This is a genomic window from Gammaproteobacteria bacterium (genome assembly GCA_016705365.1).
GTDB lineage: Bacteria > Pseudomonadota > Gammaproteobacteria > Pseudomonadales > UBA5518 > UBA5518.
Map to the genome: position 1 here is coordinate 682109 of JADIYI010000009.1, position 21675 is coordinate 703783.

The 21675-nt window shown below is 64.3% G+C and carries 21 protein-coding genes; 8 read left to right on the forward strand and 13 right to left on the reverse strand.

The features are described 5' to 3' along the window. Positions 1-40: 40 nt before the first annotated feature. Both IPF49_21130 and IPF49_21135 read right to left on the reverse strand, forming a co-directional pair. Positions 41-1633 (reverse strand): tetratricopeptide repeat protein, encoded by a 1593-nt coding sequence (locus IPF49_21130; GenBank protein ID MBK6290092.1) that lies wholly within the window; start codon positions 1631-1633, stop codon positions 41-43. 44 nt (positions 1634-1677) lie between these two features. Continuing rightward, positions 1678-2451, reverse strand: a complete 774-nt coding sequence (locus tag IPF49_21135) for a glycosyltransferase family 2 protein (GenBank protein ID MBK6290093.1) — start codon at positions 2449-2451, stop codon at positions 1678-1680. Between the two features lie 75 nt (positions 2452-2526). On the opposite strand from IPF49_21135, the gene IPF49_21140 reads away from it, so the two are divergent. Together IPF49_21140 and IPF49_21145 are read left to right on the forward strand one after the other, a co-directional pair. Continuing rightward, positions 2527-3333: a dephospho-CoA kinase gene (locus tag IPF49_21140; GenBank protein MBK6290094.1), complete on the forward strand. Its 807-nt coding sequence runs from the start codon at positions 2527-2529 to the stop codon at positions 3331-3333. A gap of 4 nt (positions 3334-3337) precedes the next feature. Further along, complete coding sequence (locus IPF49_21145; protein MBK6290095.1) at positions 3338-3535, forward strand: DNA gyrase inhibitor YacG; 198 nt, start codon at positions 3338-3340, stop codon at positions 3533-3535. Here the strand turns inward: IPF49_21145 and IPF49_21150 are convergent. Next, positions 3498-4883, reverse strand: a complete 1386-nt coding sequence (locus IPF49_21150) for a hypothetical protein (GenBank protein ID MBK6290096.1) — start codon at positions 4881-4883, stop codon at positions 3498-3500. The two genes, IPF49_21145 and IPF49_21150, sit on opposite strands and share 38 nt — an antisense overlap. A 91-nt stretch (positions 4884-4974) precedes the next feature. Beyond that, positions 4975-6417 carry a glycosyltransferase family protein gene (locus IPF49_21155; GenBank protein ID MBK6290097.1) on the reverse strand — a complete coding sequence of 481 codons (1443 nt, stop codon included), beginning with the start codon at positions 6415-6417 and terminating at the stop codon, positions 4975-4977. 439 nt (positions 6418-6856) lie between these two features. Here IPF49_21155 and IPF49_21160 point away from each other — a divergent pair, with 439 nt between their 5' ends. After that, positions 6857-8446, forward strand: coding sequence for a MinD/ParA family protein (locus IPF49_21160; GenBank protein ID MBK6290098.1), 1590 nt, complete (start codon positions 6857-6859; stop codon positions 8444-8446). A gap of 44 nt (positions 8447-8490) precedes the next feature. Here the strand turns inward: IPF49_21160 and lon are convergent, their stop codons facing one another. Then, positions 8491-10899 (reverse strand): endopeptidase La, encoded by a 2409-nt coding sequence (gene lon, locus IPF49_21165; GenBank protein ID MBK6290099.1) that lies wholly within the window; start codon positions 10897-10899, stop codon positions 8491-8493. Positions 10900-10991: 92 nt separating this feature from the next. On the opposite strand from lon, the gene IPF49_21170 reads away from it, so the two are divergent. Beyond that, entirely contained in the window at positions 10992-11906 is a 915-nt protein-coding gene (locus IPF49_21170; protein MBK6290100.1) for a TIGR01777 family protein, read from the forward strand. Positions 11907-11962: 56 nt separating this feature from the next. On the opposite strand, the gene IPF49_21175 is transcribed toward IPF49_21170, so the two are convergent. Next, the gene (locus IPF49_21175) at positions 11963-12892 is read right to left on the reverse strand and encodes a histone deacetylase family protein (protein ID MBK6290101.1); all 930 of its coding nucleotides are present in this window, start codon (positions 12890-12892) and stop codon (positions 11963-11965) included. A gap of 201 nt (positions 12893-13093) precedes the next feature. On the opposite strand from IPF49_21175, the gene IPF49_21180 reads away from it, so the two are divergent. The 3 genes from IPF49_21180 (at position 13094) to IPF49_21190 (ending at position 15714) form a co-directional block, all read left to right on the forward strand. Next, positions 13094-13729 carry a protein-L-isoaspartate(D-aspartate) O-methyltransferase gene (locus IPF49_21180; protein ID MBK6290102.1) on the forward strand — a complete coding sequence of 212 codons (636 nt, stop codon included), beginning with the start codon at positions 13094-13096 and terminating at the stop codon, positions 13727-13729. A 70-nt stretch (positions 13730-13799) separates the two neighbouring features. Then, complete coding sequence (locus IPF49_21185; protein MBK6290103.1) at positions 13800-14054, forward strand: hypothetical protein; 255 nt, start codon at positions 13800-13802, stop codon at positions 14052-14054. Between the two features lie 115 nt (positions 14055-14169). Continuing rightward, the gene (locus IPF49_21190; protein ID MBK6290104.1) at positions 14170-15714 is read left to right on the forward strand and encodes an aldehyde dehydrogenase family protein; all 1545 of its coding nucleotides are present in this window, start codon (positions 14170-14172) and stop codon (positions 15712-15714) included. Positions 15715-15721: 7 nt separating this feature from the next. Here the strand turns inward: IPF49_21190 and IPF49_21195 are convergent, their stop codons facing one another. Both IPF49_21195 and IPF49_21200 read right to left on the reverse strand, forming a co-directional pair. Then, positions 15722-16729, reverse strand: a complete 1008-nt coding sequence (locus tag IPF49_21195; GenBank protein ID MBK6290105.1) for a tyrosine-protein phosphatase — start codon at positions 16727-16729, stop codon at positions 15722-15724. Further along, positions 16726-17337: a TetR/AcrR family transcriptional regulator gene (locus tag IPF49_21200; protein MBK6290106.1), complete on the reverse strand. Its 612-nt coding sequence runs from the start codon at positions 17335-17337 to the stop codon at positions 16726-16728. Before IPF49_21200 ends, IPF49_21195 begins: the two co-directional genes overlap by 4 nt. Before the next feature lie 81 nt (positions 17338-17418). Between IPF49_21200 and IPF49_21205 the strand changes: the two genes are divergently transcribed. Further along, a complete protein-coding gene (locus IPF49_21205) occupies positions 17419-17862 on the forward strand; it encodes a nuclear transport factor 2 family protein (GenBank protein MBK6290107.1) in 444 nt (147 codons plus the stop codon). Between the two features lie 129 nt (positions 17863-17991). Here the strand turns inward: IPF49_21205 and rpsT are convergent, their stop codons facing one another. The 5 genes from rpsT to rplU form a co-directional block, all read right to left on the reverse strand. Then, a complete protein-coding gene (rpsT, locus tag IPF49_21210) occupies positions 17992-18270 on the reverse strand; it encodes a 30S ribosomal protein S20 (protein MBK6290108.1) in 279 nt (92 codons plus the stop codon). 101 nt (positions 18271-18371) lie between these two features. After that, positions 18372-19496 carry a glutamate 5-kinase gene (locus IPF49_21215; protein MBK6290109.1) on the reverse strand — a complete coding sequence of 375 codons (1125 nt, stop codon included), beginning with the start codon at positions 19494-19496 and terminating at the stop codon, positions 18372-18374. 64 nt (positions 19497-19560) lie between these two features. Beyond that, the gene (cgtA, locus tag IPF49_21220; protein MBK6290110.1) at positions 19561-20775 is read right to left on the reverse strand and encodes an Obg family GTPase CgtA; all 1215 of its coding nucleotides are present in this window, start codon (positions 20773-20775) and stop codon (positions 19561-19563) included. Between the two features lie 49 nt (positions 20776-20824). Continuing rightward, positions 20825-21082 (reverse strand): 50S ribosomal protein L27, encoded by a 258-nt coding sequence (rpmA, locus tag IPF49_21225; protein ID MBK6290111.1) that lies wholly within the window; start codon positions 21080-21082, stop codon positions 20825-20827. An 18-nt stretch (positions 21083-21100) separates the two neighbouring features. Next, the gene (gene rplU, locus IPF49_21230; protein MBK6290112.1) at positions 21101-21415 is read right to left on the reverse strand and encodes a 50S ribosomal protein L21; all 315 of its coding nucleotides are present in this window, start codon (positions 21413-21415) and stop codon (positions 21101-21103) included. Positions 21416-21675 lie beyond the last annotated feature (260 nt).

The following is a 21675-nucleotide window of genomic DNA, read 5'->3' on the forward strand; positions in this document are numbered from 1 at the left end:
GCGATCTCGAGCACACACCCAGCAGTGATTCAACGCCAGCTCAGCCTCCGACGCGCTTCAGGTTGTTGCGGACCTTGTAAAGGTCCGGATCGCTCCGCAGGGCAGCATCGTAGTAGTACCTGGCCTCATCGAGGCGTCCCTGCTGCTCGAGCGCGGCACCGAGATTGTTCATCAGCTGCGCGTCGCCGGGCGATTTCTCGAGCGCGGTGCGCAACGAACGCTCGGCCGCGACATAGTCCCCCTTCACCATCAGGACTGCCGCAAGACCGGCATGCACGACCCCCATGTCGGGTTCGAGCGAAACTGCCCGCGTGGCATGCGCCTCGGCCTGTTCGACAAATCCCTCGCCCAGAAAGTAGGTGGCAAGACTGACATGCGCCTGGTAACTCTCGCCGACCACATCCAGCACGTGGCTGAACAGCATGTAGGGGCCGCTCCAGTAACCAACCTGCAGCCACGCCAGAAAGGTATAGAAGCACAGCGCCGGCGCCAGCCCGAACAGCGCCTTGCGCATACCGGCGCCGCCGAGGCGCGCCAGCACCGCGCCAAACGCGAGGAACAGGCCCAGGGAGGGCAGGTACATGTAGCGGTCCGCGCGCGCCTGACTCCCGACCTGTATCAACCCGATCACCGGCAACAAGGTCACCAGAAACCAGAGCCAGCCGACGATCAGCCATGGATATTTCCTGCGCAACGCGATCGCCGCCGCGCTCAACGCCCCGAGCGCCAGCAGCGATGGCACGAATGCGCCGAAAAAATCGATCGGATAAAGCGGGTAGAGCACCGCCAGCTTGGTCGGGACCAGCGTATCTCTCAGGTAAGCGGCATATGCAACCGCCGTATTCATCAGGCGGTATTCGATCGACAGATCATCGACGGGCGCCATTGCCTTGGTCTGCGCCGCGAGCGTGACCAGCCCCGAGGCAAGCGAGAGCAGGAACAGCGGAATCTTTTCCGCGACCAGGCGCAACCACAGCGACAGCGTCTTGTCGAACGCACCGCCGCCCCGGATGCCCGAGCGATCAAGTGGCCAATAATCGAGCAGCAAAAAGACGATCGGCAGCGTCACCGCCATGGGTTTCGAGAGCAGCGCCAGGATGAACGCGGTGACTACCCACAGGTACGCGCGAATACCCGGGCGATTCGCGTAGCGCAAGTAGGCAAGCAATGCGAGCAGGAAAAAGAAGCCGCAGAGCACATCCTTGCGCTCGGCAATCCACGCAACCGATTCCACGTGCAACGGATGCACGAGAAACAGCAGCGCAACCACCAGAGCGGCACTCCAGTTGCGCAACATCGCCAGCGCCAGGCAATAGGCCAGCACGCTGTTGAGCCCGTGAATGGCAACGTTGACCACATGCTGCGGCCCGGGTTCGATACCGAACAAGGTCACATCGAGCATATGCGACAACCACGTCAGCGGGTGCCAGTTGCTCATGTGGAATTCGGTGAACGCCCAGCGAACACCTTCCAGCGAGAGGCCGGAGCGCACCATCTCGGTGTAGATGACATAGCCCTGGTCATCTATCCCCGAATAGCCGAAGCCGGCAACTCTCCAATAGACAACGGCCAGCGCGACCAGCAGGATGAATATTGCCGCACAATGCGCCCGGTGCGGTTGCCCCAGGAACATTTCCGGATACACCGTGGGCTGATCTGGAAAAGCGTTTGCAGTACTCAAGACGATGGCCGATCGCTGTCCCGGTTCATGCCGCGCTCGAACAAGCCGAACTTCATCAGGCCCCAGACATGGGTGCGGTACTTGATCGCGGTCAGCAGAACGCCCACACCGTAGATCACGCTGCGCCGGAAATTTATCGAGGATGCATCATCGAAATAGCGGGTGGGACAGGAAATCTCGCCGATCCGGTAACCGAAATGGCGGGCCTGCACGAGCATCTCGTTATCGAACACAAAATCGTCGGAATTCTGATCGAGCGGAAGCGATTCGAGCAATTGGCGGCTCCAGGCCCTGAAGCCCGTATGGTATTCGGATAGCTTGTAGTTGATGAGGATGTTTTCCGCAAGCGTCAGGAAACGGTTGGCGATGTACTTGTAAACGGGCATTCCGCCACGCAACGCACCCCGCCCCAGGATCCGCGAGCCCAGTACGGCATCGAACTCTCCGCTGGTGATCATCGCGGCCATCGCGGTCACCAGCTTCGGCGTGTACTGATAGTCCGGGTGAACCATTACCACCACATCCGCGCCTGCCGCCAGGGCCTCGCGGTAACAGGTCTTCTGGTTGGCACCGTAGCCGAGATTCTCCGCGTGACGGATCGTGCGAATGCCCATGCTCATGGCGATCCGCTGGGTCTCGTCATGGCTGTGATCGTCGACCAGAATGACTTCATCCACGACATCCGCGGGAATCTCGCCAAGCGTGCGGCGCAATGTCTTCTCGGCGTTGTACGCCGGCATCACCACCACGATCTTCATGTTGTTCAGCAAGCGGAAGCTCTCCTCAGGCTGGATCGGTAACGGGTGGCAAAGCTTCACGGCACCACCGTTCAGGAATAGTAGTGCATGGCACGCCGCCCGATTCTGCATTCTACCGTCTTGGACCCGAATGCATGGGCTCGCGCTGCTGCAATCGCCCGCGCCTGGCGCGTCTTTCGACGTGACCACGCTTCATGTCCCCGCGCTGAACGCGCTAGAATCTCCCGCAACCTGCCAACCCGGGGTATTCACGTGAAAAAGCTCGTCATCGGCCTGACCGGCGGCATCGGCAGCGGCAAGAGCGCGGTGTCGCGCTGCTTCGAGGATCTCGGCATCGTGGTGATCGATGCGGACAAGGCCGCACGCGTGGTGGTTGAACCGGGCACGCCCGCGCTGGCGCAGATCGCCGAACATTTCGGCAACGGGATCCTCGACACGAGCGGAGCGCTGGACCGGGCTGCACTGCGCCGCATCGTGTTCAGCGATGCGGAAAAGCGCAAATGGCTGGAAGGCGTGCTGCACCCGCGCATCACCATCGAGATATTCAAGGGACTGCGCGAGGCAACCAGCCCCTACGCGATCCTCGCCTCGCCACTGCTGTTCGAAGCGCGGCAGGACTCGCTCGCCAACCGGGTACTGGTGGTCGATGTCGATGAATCGACCCAACTCCGGCGCACCATGGAGCGCGACGCCAATACGGAACAGCAGGTGCGGGCAATCATGGCGAGCCAGATCGCGCGCAGCGAGCGGCTGGCGCGGGCCGATGACGTCATCGAGAACAACGGCACTCTGGCCGAGCTGCGTCCGCAGGTCGCGGCGCTGCATGAACGATATCTCGTGCTCGCGGCCGAACTGCGGCGCCGCGGCGCCGATACGCCGCCCGCGGGAGCCTGAGCGGATGCACACCGTCAATTGCCCCGCCTGCCAACGCGCCGTACCCTGGAACGACGAGTCGCCGCACCGCCCGTTCTGCTCGCTGCGCTGCAAACAGGCGGATTTCTGCGCCTGGGCCAACGAGGAGCATGTGCTGCCGGCGGAACCCGATATCGACGACTACTTCAGCGAATCCGAGCAGTCACCGGCACGCCATTCCTGAACGGCACCCGGGCGTGGCGAAAACCAGCGCCAGGCCCACGGAAATCCGCGCTCGCCACCGGCCTCCCCGGCCACGCAATGGCAGGCATTCGCGGGGTCTCGGCAACCATCGGTACCGCGCCGCGATGGCGCAACAGCAGGCCTTCGAGCACAAAACAGCGGCGCTCGATGTACTCCGGCGTGAGCGCGCCGCGCACCAGGCCGCTGCTCGCGGCGCCGCGCGCGAGCAGCGCGAAGGAATGAAGATTCTGCAGGGCAAAGCGGTAGCTGCTGCCCCTGACGGAGTTTTCCAGCGCGGCGGCACCCATGTCGAGGTCTGCCAAGGGTTTGATGCGGGCGTCGTTCCACGCGCCGGCGGCGATATCCGGGCCCAGCGCATCGAACAATGCCACCGCATCGTCGAGGCCCGCATAGTCCCCGCCGAGTGCATCGCCAAGCGCGCTCGCGGTGGCCGCAATCGATCCGTTGTTGATATTCGAGCCGCCTTCGAGAATCGCCGCGACATCTTCGAATGACAGCGAAGCATCGATGGCACCAAAGACGCGGTACAGCGCCAGCGACTCGAGCAGGTACGTCATGGCATGGTTTTCGAGTGGCTTTGCACCCTCCTCCGAGTGGTCCTCGATAAACAGCGCCACATGCTCACCCGGTCGGTAGCCAAACGCGCCGGCGCCCGCTGCCTGCGGTCCCGGGTCGGCGTAGTAATTGTGCACCCGCGCCGGATCGAGCGAGGAAGCCGACAACGCCGGCAGGATGGTGTCACGCCACAGCGTTTCGAGAAGCAGCATCACCGGCGTCGAGCAACTCATTCCCGCGCCGTTGAAGGTGTCGACCCGCATGACCAATTCCGGATGTTCCACCGCAGCCCACAAGGCGAGATGTCCACCGAGTGAATGACCCGTCAACCGCAGTCGTCCAATGTATGCGGGATTTGCATTGCCCGCGGCGTCCAGTAGCTCTGCGGCACGCAGAAAGTCATCCACCACGCCATCACGCAGCAAGGCAGCGAGCCGGTCCGCGAATTCCTGGGCAAGTGCCACATCCTGCCACTCCTCACCGAACGCGGTGGAGCCACCGAACGCGAGGTGCAGTTCGCCGCTGCCGATGTGCTCGAACACGGTGGCGGAGAATCCGGCGCTGGTGTCGGGCTGGTGACAAAGCACCCGGTAGGCATGCTGCAGCTCGGCGAACTGCCGCCGCGTGAAGCCACGACCCGAGAACGTTGCCACGCCGGGCGCGCGCCGATTCCAGGCGGCGTCGGTTATCGCCTCCCCGACCAGGAAATCCTGATGCTGCAACGACACATAGGTCGCGGCAGACAGCAGGGCACTTTGATAGACAACATCCATGTTCCTGCTCATGATCAACTCCTTTTGATTCACTCGACTTCGCTGCGGCTTCCTGCCGCCGGTTCCGCGCCGGGCCGATTCCGCCCCAACATCAGGCCTCTGTAAACTTCGCCGCATGCCCCGCGCGCCCCTGCCGCATCCGCACCTCGGCCCAGGTGCCAACCAGGCGCGACATCTCGCGGAACACACTGTCCCAGTCGCCGGGGGAGGCCTGCCGGATGAGTCGCATCGTCGGATAGCTGGGCGTCGCCTCGCCACGCATGCCATATATCCAGCAGGGTTTGTACTGCAGCAGATTGAGCGCGGGCTTGCCCAGGCATCCGGCAAGATGCGCCACACCGCAGTCGGTCGTCACGACCAGATCCATCAACTCGATGGCCGCCGCGGTATCGCCGAAATGAATGCATTGCGCGGCCAGATCCACGATGAACCCGCCCGCTCCCGAGGTGTTGAGCTGCGTCGCGGACTTGCCCTTCTGCAGGCTGAAGAGTTGCACCCCGGGCATCGCCGCGAGCGGCAGCAGGCGCGCCAGCGAAACCGAGCGCCGCGCATTGTCCGCCGCCGCGGTACTGCCCGACCACGCCACGCCGATACGGAAACTCCCGGCATGGGGCGCGACCCGCCGACCCAGGAGAATCCGCGATTGCTCGGGAATACTCACCTCCAGCGGTTCCGGGATGCTCAAGCCGCGCGGATCGACCAGCCCGGGCAGACTCATCACCGGGCAATGAAAATCGTAATGGTGCCCGGCAATTGCCGGATCGGCGCAATCGAGCAGCTGCATCTTCGAATGGCCGAACAGCGGATGCAGCAGCGGGTGGCACGCGAAGCTCAGCTCCGCGCCACGACGCCGCAGCATGCCGAAATAACGTGCCGCCCACAGCATGTCGCCGAAGCCCTGTTCCGCCAGCAGCAGCAGCCGCTTGCCGCCGATCCGCTCGCCCTGCCAGCGCGCAGATGCATGCCGCGGCAAGCTCGACGCACCGCTGGCGTGGAAGCGCGCTTCGCAATCCGGCCACGCCTCGCGATAGCGCCCGGCATGCAGGCGCAGCAGCGCGCGCTCCCACACCAGATCGGCGCGACCCGGCTCCTGCCCGAGGCATTCCTGGATCAGTCCTTCCGCTTCCTCGAAGCGCCCCGCCTCGCGCAGGGCCATTGCATAATTGACCCGCAGTCCGAAGCGCCCCGGTGCGAGCTCCAGCGCACGGCGATGTGAACGCAATGACTGCTCGTGCTGTTCGAGGTCCATCCACAGCTTGCCGAGATTGCTCCATACGCCGGCGTCCAGCGGTCTCAGCCGCAACACGCGCTGGTAACAGACCAGCGCCGCGTCGAGGCGCCGCGTTCTGCGCAGCGCCGCACCGAGATTGAGCCACGCCGCGGGATCCTGCGGATTGCTTTTCAGATAACGCTGATACAAGGCGATCGCACCGCCCGTATCGCCCCTGCGGTGATGCTCGATGGCAGCGGTCCATAACGGATGCATCGCCGCCGCAAGCGTCTCTGGCGCATCTGTTCGTAGTGCCTGTTCCATGGCTATGGCTCCCTCATGTGGTCACGCACGGTCCTTGTCGTGGAGACGCCACGCGATCGATGGCGTGTCGTGCGGCAAGGATCGCGGCCGGCGTTGCGACGATGACGGGAGATTCCGGATTCGGCGCGCAAACATGCGCCAAACATCAGGCAACGCTGCCCGCGGTCATGACGCGACGGATCGGTGGAAGAGATGATGGCCTGGAGCATGTCACATCCTTGTAACGGTCAAGCGAAAATTACGCTACGCCCATCACCGAATCCGTGCAAGCACTTTTATTGACCCGTTTGAGTCTGCGATAGGAGTCGCATCCCTTGCGCATTACAGGGATGATGCTCAATCGAGACACGAGGCGGATGCGGTGCGGCGTTGAGCCTGTCACCGGATTTGTTAACTCCCCTATAATGCGCCCTGAGCAATCCGGGCCCGGCTGCGACCCATGCAACATACCGTGACTTCCCTGTTCGGCAATTCGGAGCAACAGCGCCCCCAACCGACCCGCGCCCGTGTCATCGCAATCACCAGCGGCAAGGGAGGCGTGGGCAAGACCAATATCACGACCAACCTCGCGATCAGCCTCGCGCGCCAGGGCAAGCGCGTCTGCATCTTCGATGCCGATACCGGCCTGGCCAATATCAATATCCTGCTCGGACTGACGCCGCAGCACACGCTGGAAGACTTTCTCGAGGGCTCGCTGCCACTCGAGGATATCCTGATGGAAGGGCCGCGCGGCGTGCGTATCGTGCCGGGCGCCTCCGGTATCGCGGAATACGCGGACCTCGACCGCCACCGCCAGCAAACGCTGCTGAACGGTTTGCGACGCATCGAGGACCAGTTCGATTATCTGTTGATCGATACCGCGGCCGGCATTTCGGATGCGGTGATCCAGTTCGTGCTCGCAACCGAGCTCGCCATCCTCGTGGTATCACCCGACCCGACCTCGCTCACGGATTCGTTTGCCCTGACGCGGGTGCTGAAACGCAACGAGTACGCAGGGCGAATAGAAGTGCTCGTCAATATGGCCGAAAGCCAGGATGCCGCGCAGCGCGTCTACCAGCGTTTCTCGCAGGCGGTCAGCAAATACCTGCAGCTCGATCTGAAATGGTTCGGCTACGTGAGCGCCGATCGCGCGGTGGTCTCGGCGATCCGCCTCCAGCATCCGGTGGTGCTGATGCAACCGGATGCGCCGGCGAGCCAGTGCTTCGAGCGCCTGGCAACCCGTCTGCAGGAAACATGCGCGACGGAATCGGGGCCGGGCATGAGCGAGTTCCTGCGCTCGCGGGTGCCGGAAACCGCGGTGGATCCGGCCCAGGCCGCGATCGATCTGATCCGTGGCGCGCAGCCGACGCGGCAGATCGCGCAGGAGGCAAACCTGGGAGATTTGCACCGCCAGTTCATCGATTGCATCCAGGGCAGCAAGGGTGGCGCCGAGGAACTGGTCGCCGCGATCAAGCCGATCATAGACGCCTACGTCGCCCGCTTTCACTCGTTTCCGCTCGATATGCGCGAGGCGATCTACCGTTATCTCGAGATGGGAGATTTCCCCGACCACGAGATCCGCAACCAGGTGATGCTGCTCGAACAGCTCTACGAGAAGCGCTACCAGCGTCCGCTGATGGACAAGGAAGACAGCCTGTTCCGGCTGCTGAACCAGGTTCGCGACTCGGAGCCCGAATTTGCCGATGCCATAGCGCGCCTGCAGCACAGCTACGAACGCCAGTACCATCCCGGCCCGCAGGAAGCGCTGTCCGCCCTGCTCGAGCGGCTGAAACAACCCGGGGTCATGGAAGACGATTTCGTCGATTGCATCGAGACGCTGCGTCACGAGTTCGCCGAGCGTTTCGGCCGCAATTACACCGTCAGCGACCTCGCGCTGCGCGAGCGCGTCAGCCAGCTGATCGCGGAACTCGCCGATCGCGAAGCCGCGCGCCAGGACACGCTGGCAATCCTGTCGAGCGAGATCGAGCAATCATCGGAACATCTCGCGCGTCTGCAGGCAGTCCTCAACGAACTCGACGGCTCGGGCTGACAGGTCCCGCGGCCGCCCAAACGCGCCGTGAAACCCGCGGCGCATCACGGCGCAGCGGGCTCGGCGCGAAACACCGCCCTGAACACATCGTCATAACGGCGCGCGAAATGCACCTCGAAACCCGCGCGCAGATACTCCGGCAATTCATCGAAGTCCTTGCGATTGGCTTCCGGCAACACCAGTTCGCGGATGCCGATGCGCCGCGCCGCGATCACCTTCTCGCGAATCCCGCCGACCGGCAGCACCTGCCCGGTGAGCGTGAGTTCACCGGTCATGGCCAGCGGCCGGTTGATGCCGCGCTTGCTCGCCAGCGAAATCAGGGCCGTCGCCATGGTCACGCCGGCGCTCGGCCCGTCCTTCGGCGTGGCTCCTTCCGGAACATGCAGATGCACCAGCGCCTCATCGAGAAAAGCGGGATTGGCGTGGTAGCGCGCCAGGTGTGACATTGCATAGCTGTAGGCGATCTCGGCCGACTCGCGCATCACCTCGCCCAGCTTGCCGGTGAGCTTGAATCCTCGCGCCAGCGAGTGCACCCGGCTCGCCTCGACCGGCAGGGTCGCGCCGCCCATCGAGGTCCACGCCAACCCGGTAACCACGCCGACACCGCGCATCACGCGCTCCTTCACGAACACCGGCGCGCCGAGCAGTTTCTCGACCTCCGCGCGTCCGATGCGCAGCCGCGCCTTCGGCTCCCCGAGCAGCCGCACCACGCTTTTTCGCACCAGGCTCGAGAGCCGCTTCTCGAGACCGCGAACACCGGCTTCGCGCGAATAGCCGTCGATCACATGGCGCAGCGCCGCATCGGTGATCGCCAGCCGTGCGCTCTTCACGCCGGCGCGTTGCAGCAACTTTGGCCACAGGTGATTTTTCGCGATCGCGAGCTTCTCTTCCGCGATATAACCGGCCAGCCGGATCACTTCCATGCGATCGAGCAAGGGACCGGGAATGGTATCGAGCTGGTTCGCGGTACACACGAACAGCACCTTGGACAGGTCGACCCGCATGTCGAGATAGTGATCCAGAAACTCCGAGTTCTGTTCCGGATCGAGCGCCTCGAGCAGTGCCGACGCCGGATCGCCGTGATAGGAGGCACCGACCTTGTCGATCTCGTCGAGCATGATCACCGGGTTGGCGACCTTGACCTGCTTCAGCGCCTGCACGAATTTCCCGGGCATGGCGCCGATATAGGTGCGCCGGTGCCCCTTGATCTCGGCTTCGTCACGCATCCCGCCGAGGCTGAAGCGATAGAATTCGCGCCCCAGCGCGTGCGCGATCGAACGTCCGATCGAGGTCTTTCCCACCCCCGGCGGGCCGACCAGCAGGATGATCGAGCCGCTGATTTCACCCTTGTAAGCACCTACTGCAATGAACTCCAGGATGCGCTTCTTCACATCGTCCAGCCCGTCGTGCTCGGCTTCGAGCACCCCACGCGCGTGCGCCAGGTCGAGCTTGTCGGTCGAATGCACACCCCAGGGCACCGAGGTCATCCAGTCGAGATAATTGCGCGTGACGCCGTATTCCGGCGAGCCCGTCTCCAGCACCGCGAGCTTTTCCATCTCTTCACGGATGCGCTCCATGACCTCCAGCGGCGCATTGAGCTTCGCCAGCCGCTCCTCGAACTTGTCCGCGTTCGCGGTGCGATCATCCTTCGACAATCCGAGTTCCTGCTTGATCACCTTCAACTGCTCGCGCAGGAAGAACTCGCGCTGGCGCTCGCTCACCGTTTCATTGACCTGGCTGCTGATCTTGTCCTGCAGCCGCGCGACCTCGATCTCTTTCTTGAGCAGCGGCAGCACCTTGTGCATGCGCTCGAGCACCGGCAAGGTCTCGAGCACATCCTGCAGCTCGCTCCCGCTGGCACTGGTCAGGGTGGACGCAAAATCCGTGAGCGGTGAGGGATCCTCGGGGCTGAAGCGCATCAGGTAGTGCTTCAGCTCTTCGTTGTAAAGCGGATTGAGCGGCACCAGTTCCTTGATCGCACCAACCAGCGCCATCGCATAGGCACGAGTCTCGTCATCGCGCTCGAGCGGGCTCTCCGGGTAGTCAACCTGCACGACATAGGGCGGCTTGCGACTTATCCAGCGGCGAATCCTCGCCCGCCCGATACCCTGCGCGATGAACTGCACCCGTCGCCCGTCACCCGAGGCGTTCAACAGCCGCACGCCGCAGCCGATCGCGGGAATATCGTCGGCCGCCACCGAGCTCGCATCCTCGGTATCGACGAAAAACAGGGCCATCGCCTTGTGATCGGTTTCCGCCACGCGCTGGATGGTATCGCCCCACACCGTGGCATCGGCCATCATGGGCTGTATCTGCGCGGGCATGAAGGGCCGCGTGGTCACCGGCATCAGGTAGAGAATATCGGGCAGCGCCTGGTTGGGAATGACCAGGCTGGTGTGGCCGGAAGACGTGGCCGGTGGCGCTTCGGGTTCGGTGGCTTCATTCTCGGACATGCGTGCTCTCCCGCGGGTACATCCGGAATATGGGGTCTGACGTAGACTAAATCAACGGCGCGCAGCCGCTGCCCATTCAACAGGATCGTCACATGCAAAGATACCTCGTCACCGGCGGAACCGGATTTGTCGGGCGCGCACTTTGCCAGCGGCTGGCCGAGCGCGGCGCGGAGCTCACCGTGCTCAGCCGCGATCCGCGCCGCGCCTCCGGCCTGCTGCCCGCCGGCACCCGCACCATCGGCAGCCTGGACCAGTTGTCGGCGATGGAGCACTTCGACGTGGTGCTGAACCTCGCCGGCGAGCCCATTGCCGACAAACGCTGGAGCGTGGGGCGCAAGCGCGTGCTCGAGGCGAGCCGCATCGAGCTCACCCGCCATCTCGTGCGCTGGATGCTTGCAAGCAGCAAGCCGCCACGCGTTTTTGTCAGTGCCTCGGCCATCGGCTATTACGGTGACCAGGGTGAGCAAACCGTGACCGAGGACAGCCCGCCGCATTGCGAATATTCCCACGAACTGTGCGCTGCATGGGAGGCAGCGGCACTGCGGGCCGCCAGCTCCGGCATACGCACCGTTATCCTGCGCATCGGCCTGGTGGTGGCGCCGGGCGGGGGCTTTCTCGCGCGGATGCTGTTGCCATTCCGGCTCGGTGTCGGTGGCCCCATCGGCAACGGACGGCAATGGATGAGCTGGATCCACCGCCGCGACCTGCTGCGGCTGATCGAGTTGCTGAGCGAGCGCGAGGAACTTGCAGGCGTGTTCAACGCCACCGCCCCGACCCCGGTCACCGGCCGCCAGTTCGCACACACCCTGGGGCGGGTATTGCACCGACCCGCGATCCTGCCGATACCAGCCCTGGTCTTGCGCATCGCGTTCGGCGAGATGTCACGGCTGCTGCTCACGGGCCAGCGCGTTTTCCCGGTGCGCGCCGAAGCGGCCGGTTTCGAATTCGAATTCCGCGACCTGGAAAGTGCCCTGCGCGATGCGCTGGCAGATCGAGCACCGGCATGAGCCGATGACATCCGGCGGCAATCGTCTTGCGTCGAACCGCAGACGGCGAAACAGAGCTAATTTCCATCCGCCTCGCGCAGCACCTGGACATGAACATCGACGCTGCGTGCCAGCGCATCGAGATCATAGCCGCCCTCCAGTACCGATACGATCCGCCCGGCCGCATGACGCGCGGCCACGTCGACGATCAGTTCCGTCACCCAGCGAAAATCCGCCTCGTGCAGTTCCAGCCCGCCGAGCGGATCGCGCGCGTGGGCATCGAAACCGGCGGAGACGAGGATCATCTGCGGCCGGTGCGCATCGAGCGCGGGCAGCCAGTCCGCCTCCACCCGATCGCGGAATTCGGGCCCGCGGGTACCGGCTGCGAGCGGGGTGTGAATGATGTTCGCCCGTCGTACATCGTGCATCCTGCCCGGATAAAACGGGTGCTGGAAACTCGAGCAGACCATGACCCGCGGCTCATCCTTGAAGATATCGACGGTGCCGTTACCGTGGTGCACGTCGAAATCCACCACCGCGACCCGCTCCAGGCCCCCGGCAAGCGCCGCGTGCGCGGCAACCGCCACATTGTTGTAAAAGCAGAAGCCCATCGCCAGGGCATGTTCGGCGTGGTGCCCCGGCGGGCGCACCGCGCAAAATGCATTGAGCAGCTCGCCGGCGAGCACCGCGCCAACCGCGGCCACGGCGGCGCCCGAGGCGCGAGCGGCGGCCCGCAGGGTGAATACATTCAGCGCGGTATCGGGATCGGCCCAGTTGAGCCCCTGTTCCGGGTGCAAGGCATCGAGCGCGGCGAGGTAGCGCTCCGGGTGTGCCCGCAGCAAGTCCACCCGCGACACACATTGCGCCAGGCGTTGGTCGAGCTCTGCCAGCAGGCCGCTCGCCTTCAGGTATTCCTGGATCGCGCCCAGTCTCGATGGCGCTTCCGGGTGCCACTCGCCCATATCGTGACGGGTACAGTCCTCGTGAAAATAATAGCCGGTCGTCATCGCGGAGCGCGCTCACAAGCAGCCGCGAAGCAATCCGCCCCGCGTTGGTTCAGCCACAGCAGCTCGGTTGATCATACGGGAACGCAGCACCATCGGGCGACCAATGTGCCGCGCGCTTGCACCAGATCAATGCAGCCGCGAGTTTCCGGATGCAGGCTGGAACCAGTGTGTTCGGCGAGGATCGTGCTCATGCATGAAGACATGATTCGGGCCATCGAAGACCATGTTCTCGATACCCGCTCGGAAACCGGGCGCGAGGCGCTTTCCGGGCGCGTGCTCGATGCCATGCGCCGGGTACCCCGTGAGCGCTTTGTGCCGCAATCCGAGGCGCGCTTTGCCTACAGCGACTCGCCGCTGCCGATCGGCTTCGGCCAGACCATCTCGCAGCCGTTTATCGTGGCCCTGATGACCGATCTCATCGAGCCGCAACCCCACCATCGAGTCCTCGAAGTGGGATCGGGATCGGGCTACCAGGTCGCGGTGCTGGCGCAGCTCGTCGAAGCGGTATACGGGATGGAGATCGTCGCGCAACTGGCCGAGCGTTCGGCCCGGGTGCTGCGCGAACTCGGCTATCACAATGCCACGATCAGGAGCGGAGACGGCTATCACGGCTGGTCCGAACACGCACCCTTCGACGGGATCCTGGTGGCCGCGGCGGGTTCCGGCGTGTCGCCGGCGCTGCAGCAGCAGTTGCGGGTTGGCGGCAAGCTGGTCCTGCCGCTGGAAAGCGCGGCCGGATGGCAAAGCCTCGACGTGATCGAGCGTGTCAGCGCGGATTCATTCAAGACACGGCATATCCTGCCGGTGCGTTTCGTGCCGTTGACCGAGAAGCACTGATGGCTTCCGGAGCATCGTGCCGGCGCGCTATCATCCGCGCCATGCTCATGTTCGCGAAACGGCACAAGCGATGAACTGCAACACAGCGGAACGCTGCGAGCGACCCGCCGCCGGCAGTGGCACTCGCCTCGATCGGGCGCACGCCGTGGCGGTACCCGCCGAACAGGCCTTCGCGCAGCAGATCGCCGCGTTTTATCCCTACGCTCACGATCCGGAAAATGCGCCGGGAAGACCGGTGTCCGGCGCGGCTCCCGAGCGCTCGCGCACGGCGGCAATGCAACCGGGTTCCGGACTGATGCGCCGCCGCCAGGCGCGCGATGATTGAAACGCCCGCCGTTACGGCCCCGTAAGATTCCGCCAATTGCCCCTCCATGGGCCGCTGGCTATAGTGACTCGCCCCTGCCTTTCCCGCAGGCCTGGCGTTCCCGGAGGTTCGGTTCATGTCCATCTACACACCGGTAGTGAAAGACGGCGAAACGCGCCGCGTACTGCAACTGCGCAGCCCGATCGACCTGGAACCGATCGGCGAACTGGTGTGCGCCAGCCGCGAGGATGTGCAGGGCGCGCTGGCGCGGGCACGCGCCGCGCAACCGGGCTGGGCGGCGAAGAGTTTCGCCGAACGCGGCGCCTACATGAACAAGGCCCTCGAAGTATTGCTCGCGCGCCAGGACGAGATCGTCGATACCGTGGTGCGCGAGACCGGCAAGGCGCGCGCGGATGCACTGAGCATGGAGATCTTCGCGGCCGCGGATTCGCTGTGCTATTACGCGAAAAACGCCGGCAAGTTTCTCAAGCCGCGCAAGGAGCGCGTACACGGCCTGCTCGGGATCATGAAGCAGTTGCGCATCGTGTACCGGCCGCTCGGGGTGATCGGCATCATCACGCCCTGGAACGGACCGTTCATTCTCGGCATGAATCCGACGGTTCAGGCACTGATGGCGGGCAACACGGTATTGCTGAAGGGTTCCGAGGTCACACCCTTTTCCACGCAACTGGTCGAGTCGATATTCCGCGATGCGGGCCTTCCGCAAAACGTTCTGCAGGTCATCATGGGCGATGGCGAGACCGGCGCCTGCATCACCGAGGCGGGTGTCGACAAGGTCTCGTTTACCGGCAGCGTACGCACCGGGCGGATCATTGCGCAGAGCTGCGGGCGGCAACTCATTCCGTGCACGCTCGAACTCGGCGGCAAGGACGCGATGATCGTGTGCGGGGATGCCGATATCGATCGTGCGGCTGCGGGTGCGATAGTCGGCTCGTGCATGAACACCGGGCACTACTGCTGCGGCACCGAACGCATCTACGTGGTGGAAAAGGTCTACGACGAATTTCTCGCCAAGGTCATCGAGGGCACCCGCAAGCTGCGCCAGGGCGCGGATCTCGGTTTCGAGGAAGATGTCGGCGCGGTGTTCTGGGACCGCCAGATGAGCATCATCGAGGATCATGTCGAGGACGCACGCACGCGCGGCGCGACGATACACGTCGGCGGGCAACGCAATCCCGGGCTCAAGGGCCTCTATTACGAACCCACCGTGATGAGCAACGTCGATCACGACATGAAGATCATGCAGGAGGAAACCTTCGGACCGATCCTCTGCGTGCAGAAAGTGCGCGACGTGGAGGAAGCGATCCGGCTCGCCAATGACTCCCCGTACGGCCTGAACGGCAACGTGTGGACCCGCGACAAGAACAAGGGCTTCGACATCGCGTGCCGCATCGACACCGGGGCGGTGTCGGTGAACGATATGGCGATGTCCTACGGCGTGCCTGCCGCACCGTTCGGCGGGCGCAAGGAAAGCGGTGTGGGGCAGGTCAACGGCGAAACAGGGGTTCGCGGCTATTGCCACGCGATGCCGATCCTGATCGATCGCTTTGGCGGCAAGGAACTGGCCTCGGGTTATCCCTACACGCTGAAGAAAGCCGAGGGCATGAAAAAGCTGATGAACTTCCTGTGGGGCACCCCGATCGGGCGCTGGCTGTCCTGAGCGCTCGCTAGGCCGTGTAGCGCTCGCGCAGCACGCGCAGTTCCATCTCGCCGATACCGAGCGCATCCGCCAGGAAGCGCTCGCTGGTGCCGTGGGTACGCGCGATTTCATCGAAGCCGGCACGCAGGTACTCCGCACGGGTCTGCATCATCGGCAGGATCTGGTCGACGTCCAGTTTCTTTCCCCCGCCCCCGGCATATTTGCGCCGCACCCGCTCGATTTCACGTTCGATCGGAAAATACCGCGCCGACAGCAGGTAATCCTCCAGGATGTCGTGCTCCGCGACGCCCAGTGCCGCGAGTATCATCGCTGCACCAAAGCCGGTGCGGTCCTTGCCGGCCGCGCAATTGATCATGAACCCGCCCTCGTCGAGCGCGAGCAATTCCTCGAACATGCGCCGGTATTGCGCGCTGTGGTGGTGCACGAACTCGCGGTTGACGGACTCCATGAACGCCGCCATGTCGGCCGGGGCCACGTTGCCACCGGCAACCTGCTCGAAAAACGACACGTTACTGCCCGGGCTGATGGTGATCGACACGATCCGCGTGGCGGGAGGCAGCCGCATGGGTTCGACCTGCAACTCCTCGGAACGCCGGAAATCGCAGCACACGCGGATATCGAGCGCGGCGACGTGCGCCTGGTCACGCTCGCTGAGACCCGCGGTGTGGCCGGAACGGAACAACCTGCCCCAGCGCACCCGACGGCCATCGGCAGCCCGATAACCGCCCAGATCGCGGAAGTTGGTGCCCCCTTCGAGCGGCACATCGCGTTGTGCCGCGGTGATCGGCTCGCCCCGCTCCGGCGTCAGGTGGAAATAATGCCTCTGCCCGTCGCGCGCCACGTTGACGCGCACGCCGGAGCTCGCGGCACCGGCCACCGGCACGGCCGCTGCGGCCGCATCCGGGCGCGCATGAGCGCGGACTTCCACCGGGCGCTCGCTGAACTCCTCGGTCCACGACAGCAGGTATTCGCCATCCGCGGTCCGTTCCACATGAATCGGAAATGCCTTGCTCATCGTTTTTCCGGCTCCGCCCCGAGGCCGCTGTTCCAGAACGTGTTGGTCAGCCGCGTAATGAATTCCACCTGTCGCTCCGTCGCTTGCGCGCTGAGCGGGTCGATGCCGAGCAAATCTTCGTAGAGCGGCGCCATCGTCACATAGGACATCACGATATTGTTGAAACCCATGATGATCCACGGCAGCAGCCCGCCATCGTTCGCGGCGAGCCCCGCGTCGGCCGCCGAGGAGCTGCTCGCGATCAGCGGTTTGAACAGGCGCTCGGAGATCATCGCGCGACACGGACCGCCGCAAAGCGCCTCGTGCTGGAGAAGGCGCGCCAGGTTGGGATTCGCGATGTGCATGCGTATCAGGCGTTCCTGCCAGGCGGCGATCCGTGGCCGCGTGATCGGTCCGTTCTGCAATTCCCTCAACGGCTGATTGAAGCGATCGAGCAGGCGCTCGAGTACGGCCTCGTACAGTGCTTCCTTGTTGCGGAAATGGTTGTACAGGCTCGGCGAGCGTATCCCGACGCCGTCCGCCACCTCGCCGAGCGATGCGGCCTTGTAGCCTTTTTCCGCGAACAGGGCTTCGGCGACGTCGAGCACGCGCTCGGCGGTTGATTTCATCCGGGTCTCCGTTGCAAACGGGATTGCGCGCGAGGGCCGGCAGTATATAGCATTGGGTCAACCGCCCAAAGGAGCTCGTCCATGAATCACGATCGCGCCATCGAGAACCTGCTGTACCGCTACGCCGAGCTCATCGACAACGGTGATCTCGAAGGCGTGGCACGACTGTTCGAGCACGGCGAGATTCTCGCCCCTGAGGCCAGCAGCGGCGTCAAGGGCTATGCTGAAGTCCTCGCGATGTATCACAAGTTCACGCGAATCTATCCGGAAACCGGCACGCCGCGCACCCGTCACCTGACCCACAACGCCATCATCGAGGTCAACGAGGCCGGTGACCGTGCCGAGGCCCGCTCCTGTTTCACGGTTTTCCAGGCAACCGACGCATTGCCGTTGCAGCCGATCATCTCCGGGCGCTATCACGATGTATTCGATCGCGTTAACGGTGCATGGCATTTCCGGACGCGCACGATGCTATCCGACCTCCATGGCGACCTGAGCCAGCACCTGTTGTCCGACGCCCCCTGAATACACACACCCGGATGCGGGGCCGAGACGATTCGCAGGCACTGCGCCCACAAAAAGCAAGACCGGCGCGAAGCCGGTCCTGCGGAAGTCGATGACTGGCGGCCCACGCGGGTCACCAGCGGCGTGGGTTCAGGCGGCTGCTTGCAGCGCCAGCGCCTTGATCTGCGCGTTCAGCCGGCTCTTGTGCCGCGCGGCCTTGTTCTTGTGGATGATGCCCTTGTCGGCCATGCGGTCGATCACCGGAACGGCTGCAACATAGGCGGCCTGCGCCTTGGCGGCATCGCCTTCGCCGATTGCCGCAACGACGCGCTTGATGGACGTGCGAACCATGGAGCGGAAGCTCGCGTTATGCTGGCGATGCTTCTCTGCCTGGCGTGCGCGCTTCTTTGCCTGCACAGTATTTGCCACGTTTGAACCCCTGAAATTCTGACCGGGAAAAAGGACGCGGGATTATTCAGTGTTGCCTGGCCAGTGTCAAGGCAACGGGGAATATGCACGGCCGCGAACGCTCACAGCACCACCAGGTTATCGCGGTGGATCAGCTCCTCGTCGTCCTTGTAGCCGAGCGTCTCCTGGATGTGCCGCGACGCCAACCCCATGATCCGCCTGGCTTCCTCGGCACTGTAGTTGACCAGGCCCTTCGCAACCTCGCGCCCGTCGGGCCCGACGCACGACACCAGCTCGCCGCGGGTGAACTCACCGCCGACCTCGCGCACCCCGACCGGCAGCAGGCTGCGCCCGGATTCGCGCAGCACGCGTACCGCTCCCTCGTCCAGCACCAGCCGCCCGCGTACCTGCAGTTGCCCGGCAAGCCATTGTTTTCGCGCGGCCAGCGGCTGCTGTTGGGTGTACAGGTAGGTTCCGATCTCCTTGCCGGCGGCGACTTCGAGCAACACCCCCGGCGCCCTGCCGCCCACGATCACCGTGTCGGCGCCAGAGCGTGCGGCGAGGCGCGCCGCGCGCACCTTGGTGCTCATCCCGCCCCGGCCCAGGTTGCCGGCGCTGGCACCGGCCATGTATTCGAGCGCCTCGTCATTGGCATCGGCGTGGTGCACCATCGGTGCGGCGGGGTCCAGCCGCGGGTCACGGGCGAACAGACCCGGCTGATCGGTCAGGATCACCAGCACATCGGCGTCGATCAGGTTGGCCACCATCGCCGCGAGGGTATCGTTGTCGCCAAAGCGGATTTCCTCGGTGGCCACGGTGTCGTTCTCGTTGATCACCGGCACGACGCCGAGCTCGAGCAGGGTCATCAGCGCGCTGCGCGCATTCAAATAACGACGCCGGTTGGACAGATCATCGTGCACCAGCAGCACCTGTGCGGTGTGCAGACCGTGCTTCTGGAAAAAGCTCTCCCAAGTGTGTACCAGGCCCATCTGGCCTACCGCAGCCGCCGCCTGCAGGCGATGGACCTCGGTGGGCCGGGTCTTCCAGCCAAGCCGTGTCATGCCCTCGGCAACCGAGCCCGATGACACCAGCACCAGTTCGATGCCACGGGCGCGCAACGCCGCCATTTGTTCAACCCATTCGGCGATCGCGGCATGATGCAGGCCGCGGCCGTTATCGGTCAGGAGGGCGCTGCCAATTTTCACCACCCAGCGCCGGGCGCGGGTCAGGTCACTTCGATCACTCATGAGGCTATTGTGCTCATTCCGCGGCGCTGCGGGCAGGTGTTGCGAGTGGTGAAATTACGCAGGCTCAGGGAGCGTAAAAAACCTCGGTATCGCCATCGTCATCATCCTCGCCCCAGTCCGCCTCATCGGCGGCATCTGCCGCGAGCCCGGCCCGCGCGCGCCGCCGCGCTTCGGCAAGGGCCGCTATGCGCTCGCGCGATTCCGCCTGCATGCGTTGCTGCACGGCCCGCTCGACGGCAGCCGCCTCGGGGTCGAGTTCCTCGGCCTGCCGCTGCTCCTCGATGTGGCGCATGATTGCCCGGCACAGCGCTTCGGTGCCATCGGCCGCGAGCGCCGAGATCCGGAACACCGGTGCCTCATGCCATCCCAGCCCGTCGACGATCGCCGCGCAGGCGCCTTCGACTTCATCGAGCGGCAGCAGGTCGGTCTTGTTCAGCACCAGCCAGCGCTCGCGCGCGGCAAGGGTTGGGCTGAATCGCTGCAGTTCGCGCTCGATCGCACGGACTGTTTCAACCGGATCGCTGCCATCGAGCGGCGCGACATCGACCAGGTGCAGCAGCAGGCGGGTGCGCGTCAGGTGCTTGAGAAACCGGATACCCAGCCCGGCACCCTCGGAAGCGCCCTCGATCAGCCCCGGAATGTCGGCGATGACAAAGCTGCGATGCTGCTCGACCCGCACCACGCCGAGGTTGGGAACCAGGGTCGTGAACGGGTAGTCCGCGACTTTCGGGCGGGCCGAGGAAACGGCGCGTATCAGGGTCGACTTGCCCGCATTGGGCATGCCGAGCAGACCCACGTCCGCCAGGACCTTGAGTTCGAGCCGCAGGTTGCGGCTGGCTCCTTCGGAACCCGGGGAGTTCTGCCGCGGCGCACGATTGGTGCTCGATTTGTAGCGCGTGTTGCCGAGACCGTGAAAACCTCCCTGCGCGACCAGCAAGCGGTCGCCGGCGCGGGCCAGATCGCCGATCACCTCGGCGGTGTCATCGTCCAGCACCGTGGTACCGACCGGCACCGGCAACAGCAGGTCCTCGCCACTCCTTCCCGTGCAACGGGCACCGGAACCGGCCTTGCCGTTTGCGGCGCGAAACTGGCGGGTATAGCGGTAATCGACCATGGTATTCAGCGCTTCGTCGGCGACCAGGTAGATGCTTCCGCCGTCGCCACCGTCACCGCCGTCGGGGCCGCCAAAGGGCACGGCCTTCTCGCGGCGGAAGCTGACACAGCCACTTCCGCCGTTGCCGGCCTGCACGTGGATGAGCGCTTCGTCGACGAATTTCATAAACAAAAACCCCGCCGGTCAGGCGGGGTCCGATGCATGCGCTGCGGGCTCAGGCCGGAACGATACTGACCGTGCGGCGGCTGCGCGGGCCCTTGATCGTGAACGCCACGCGTCCATCGGCCTTCGCGAACAGCGTGTGATCGGTGCCACAGCCAACGTTTTCGCCGGGGTGGAACTGCGTACCGCGCTGACGCACGATGATGTTGCCGGCTTTCACCACCTGGCCGCCGAATCGCTTCACGCCGAGCCGCTTGCTCTGCGAATCGCGTCCATTGCGGGTGCTGCCACCTGCTTTCTTGTGTGCCATGACTTTCTCCTTTGCGTCTTAACCAGCGGATATCCCGGTAATCCGGACTTCAGTGAACCATTGCCGGTGCCCGGTTTCACGCTTGTAGTGCTTGCGACGGCGGAACTTCATGATGCGCACCTTGTCGTGACGACCATGTTGCAGCACCTCGGCCGATACCGTGCTGCCGGCCAGGTAGGGACTGCCGACCTGCACCTCGGCGCCGGCACCCACCAGCAGGACCTTGTCGAAATTCAGGGTTTCGCCGGTAGCGACTTCCAGCTTCTCGAGTTTCAGGACTTCGCCTTCCTTCACCCGGTGCTGCTTGCCACCGCTCTCAATGACCGCGTACATGATGATTCTCCGTTTTCGCGCCTGAATGCATTTGTAAATTACCCCTCGAGGGGTTTGTGCGGCGAGGATTCGCCGGGGCATTCCAGGCACCCCGGGCCAGGATCAAGGCAGCGGGGTTTGTTCAGGGCCGCGAATTCTAGGTGATAGGCCCCCGGCCGGGCAAGTCGTTTGATGCCGTGAATAATCCTGTCTTCGCGCACCGTCGCGCGGGCGCCCCGTTAGCGGCGCACCGAATCCCGGTTTCCCGGCGGTTGACAGCC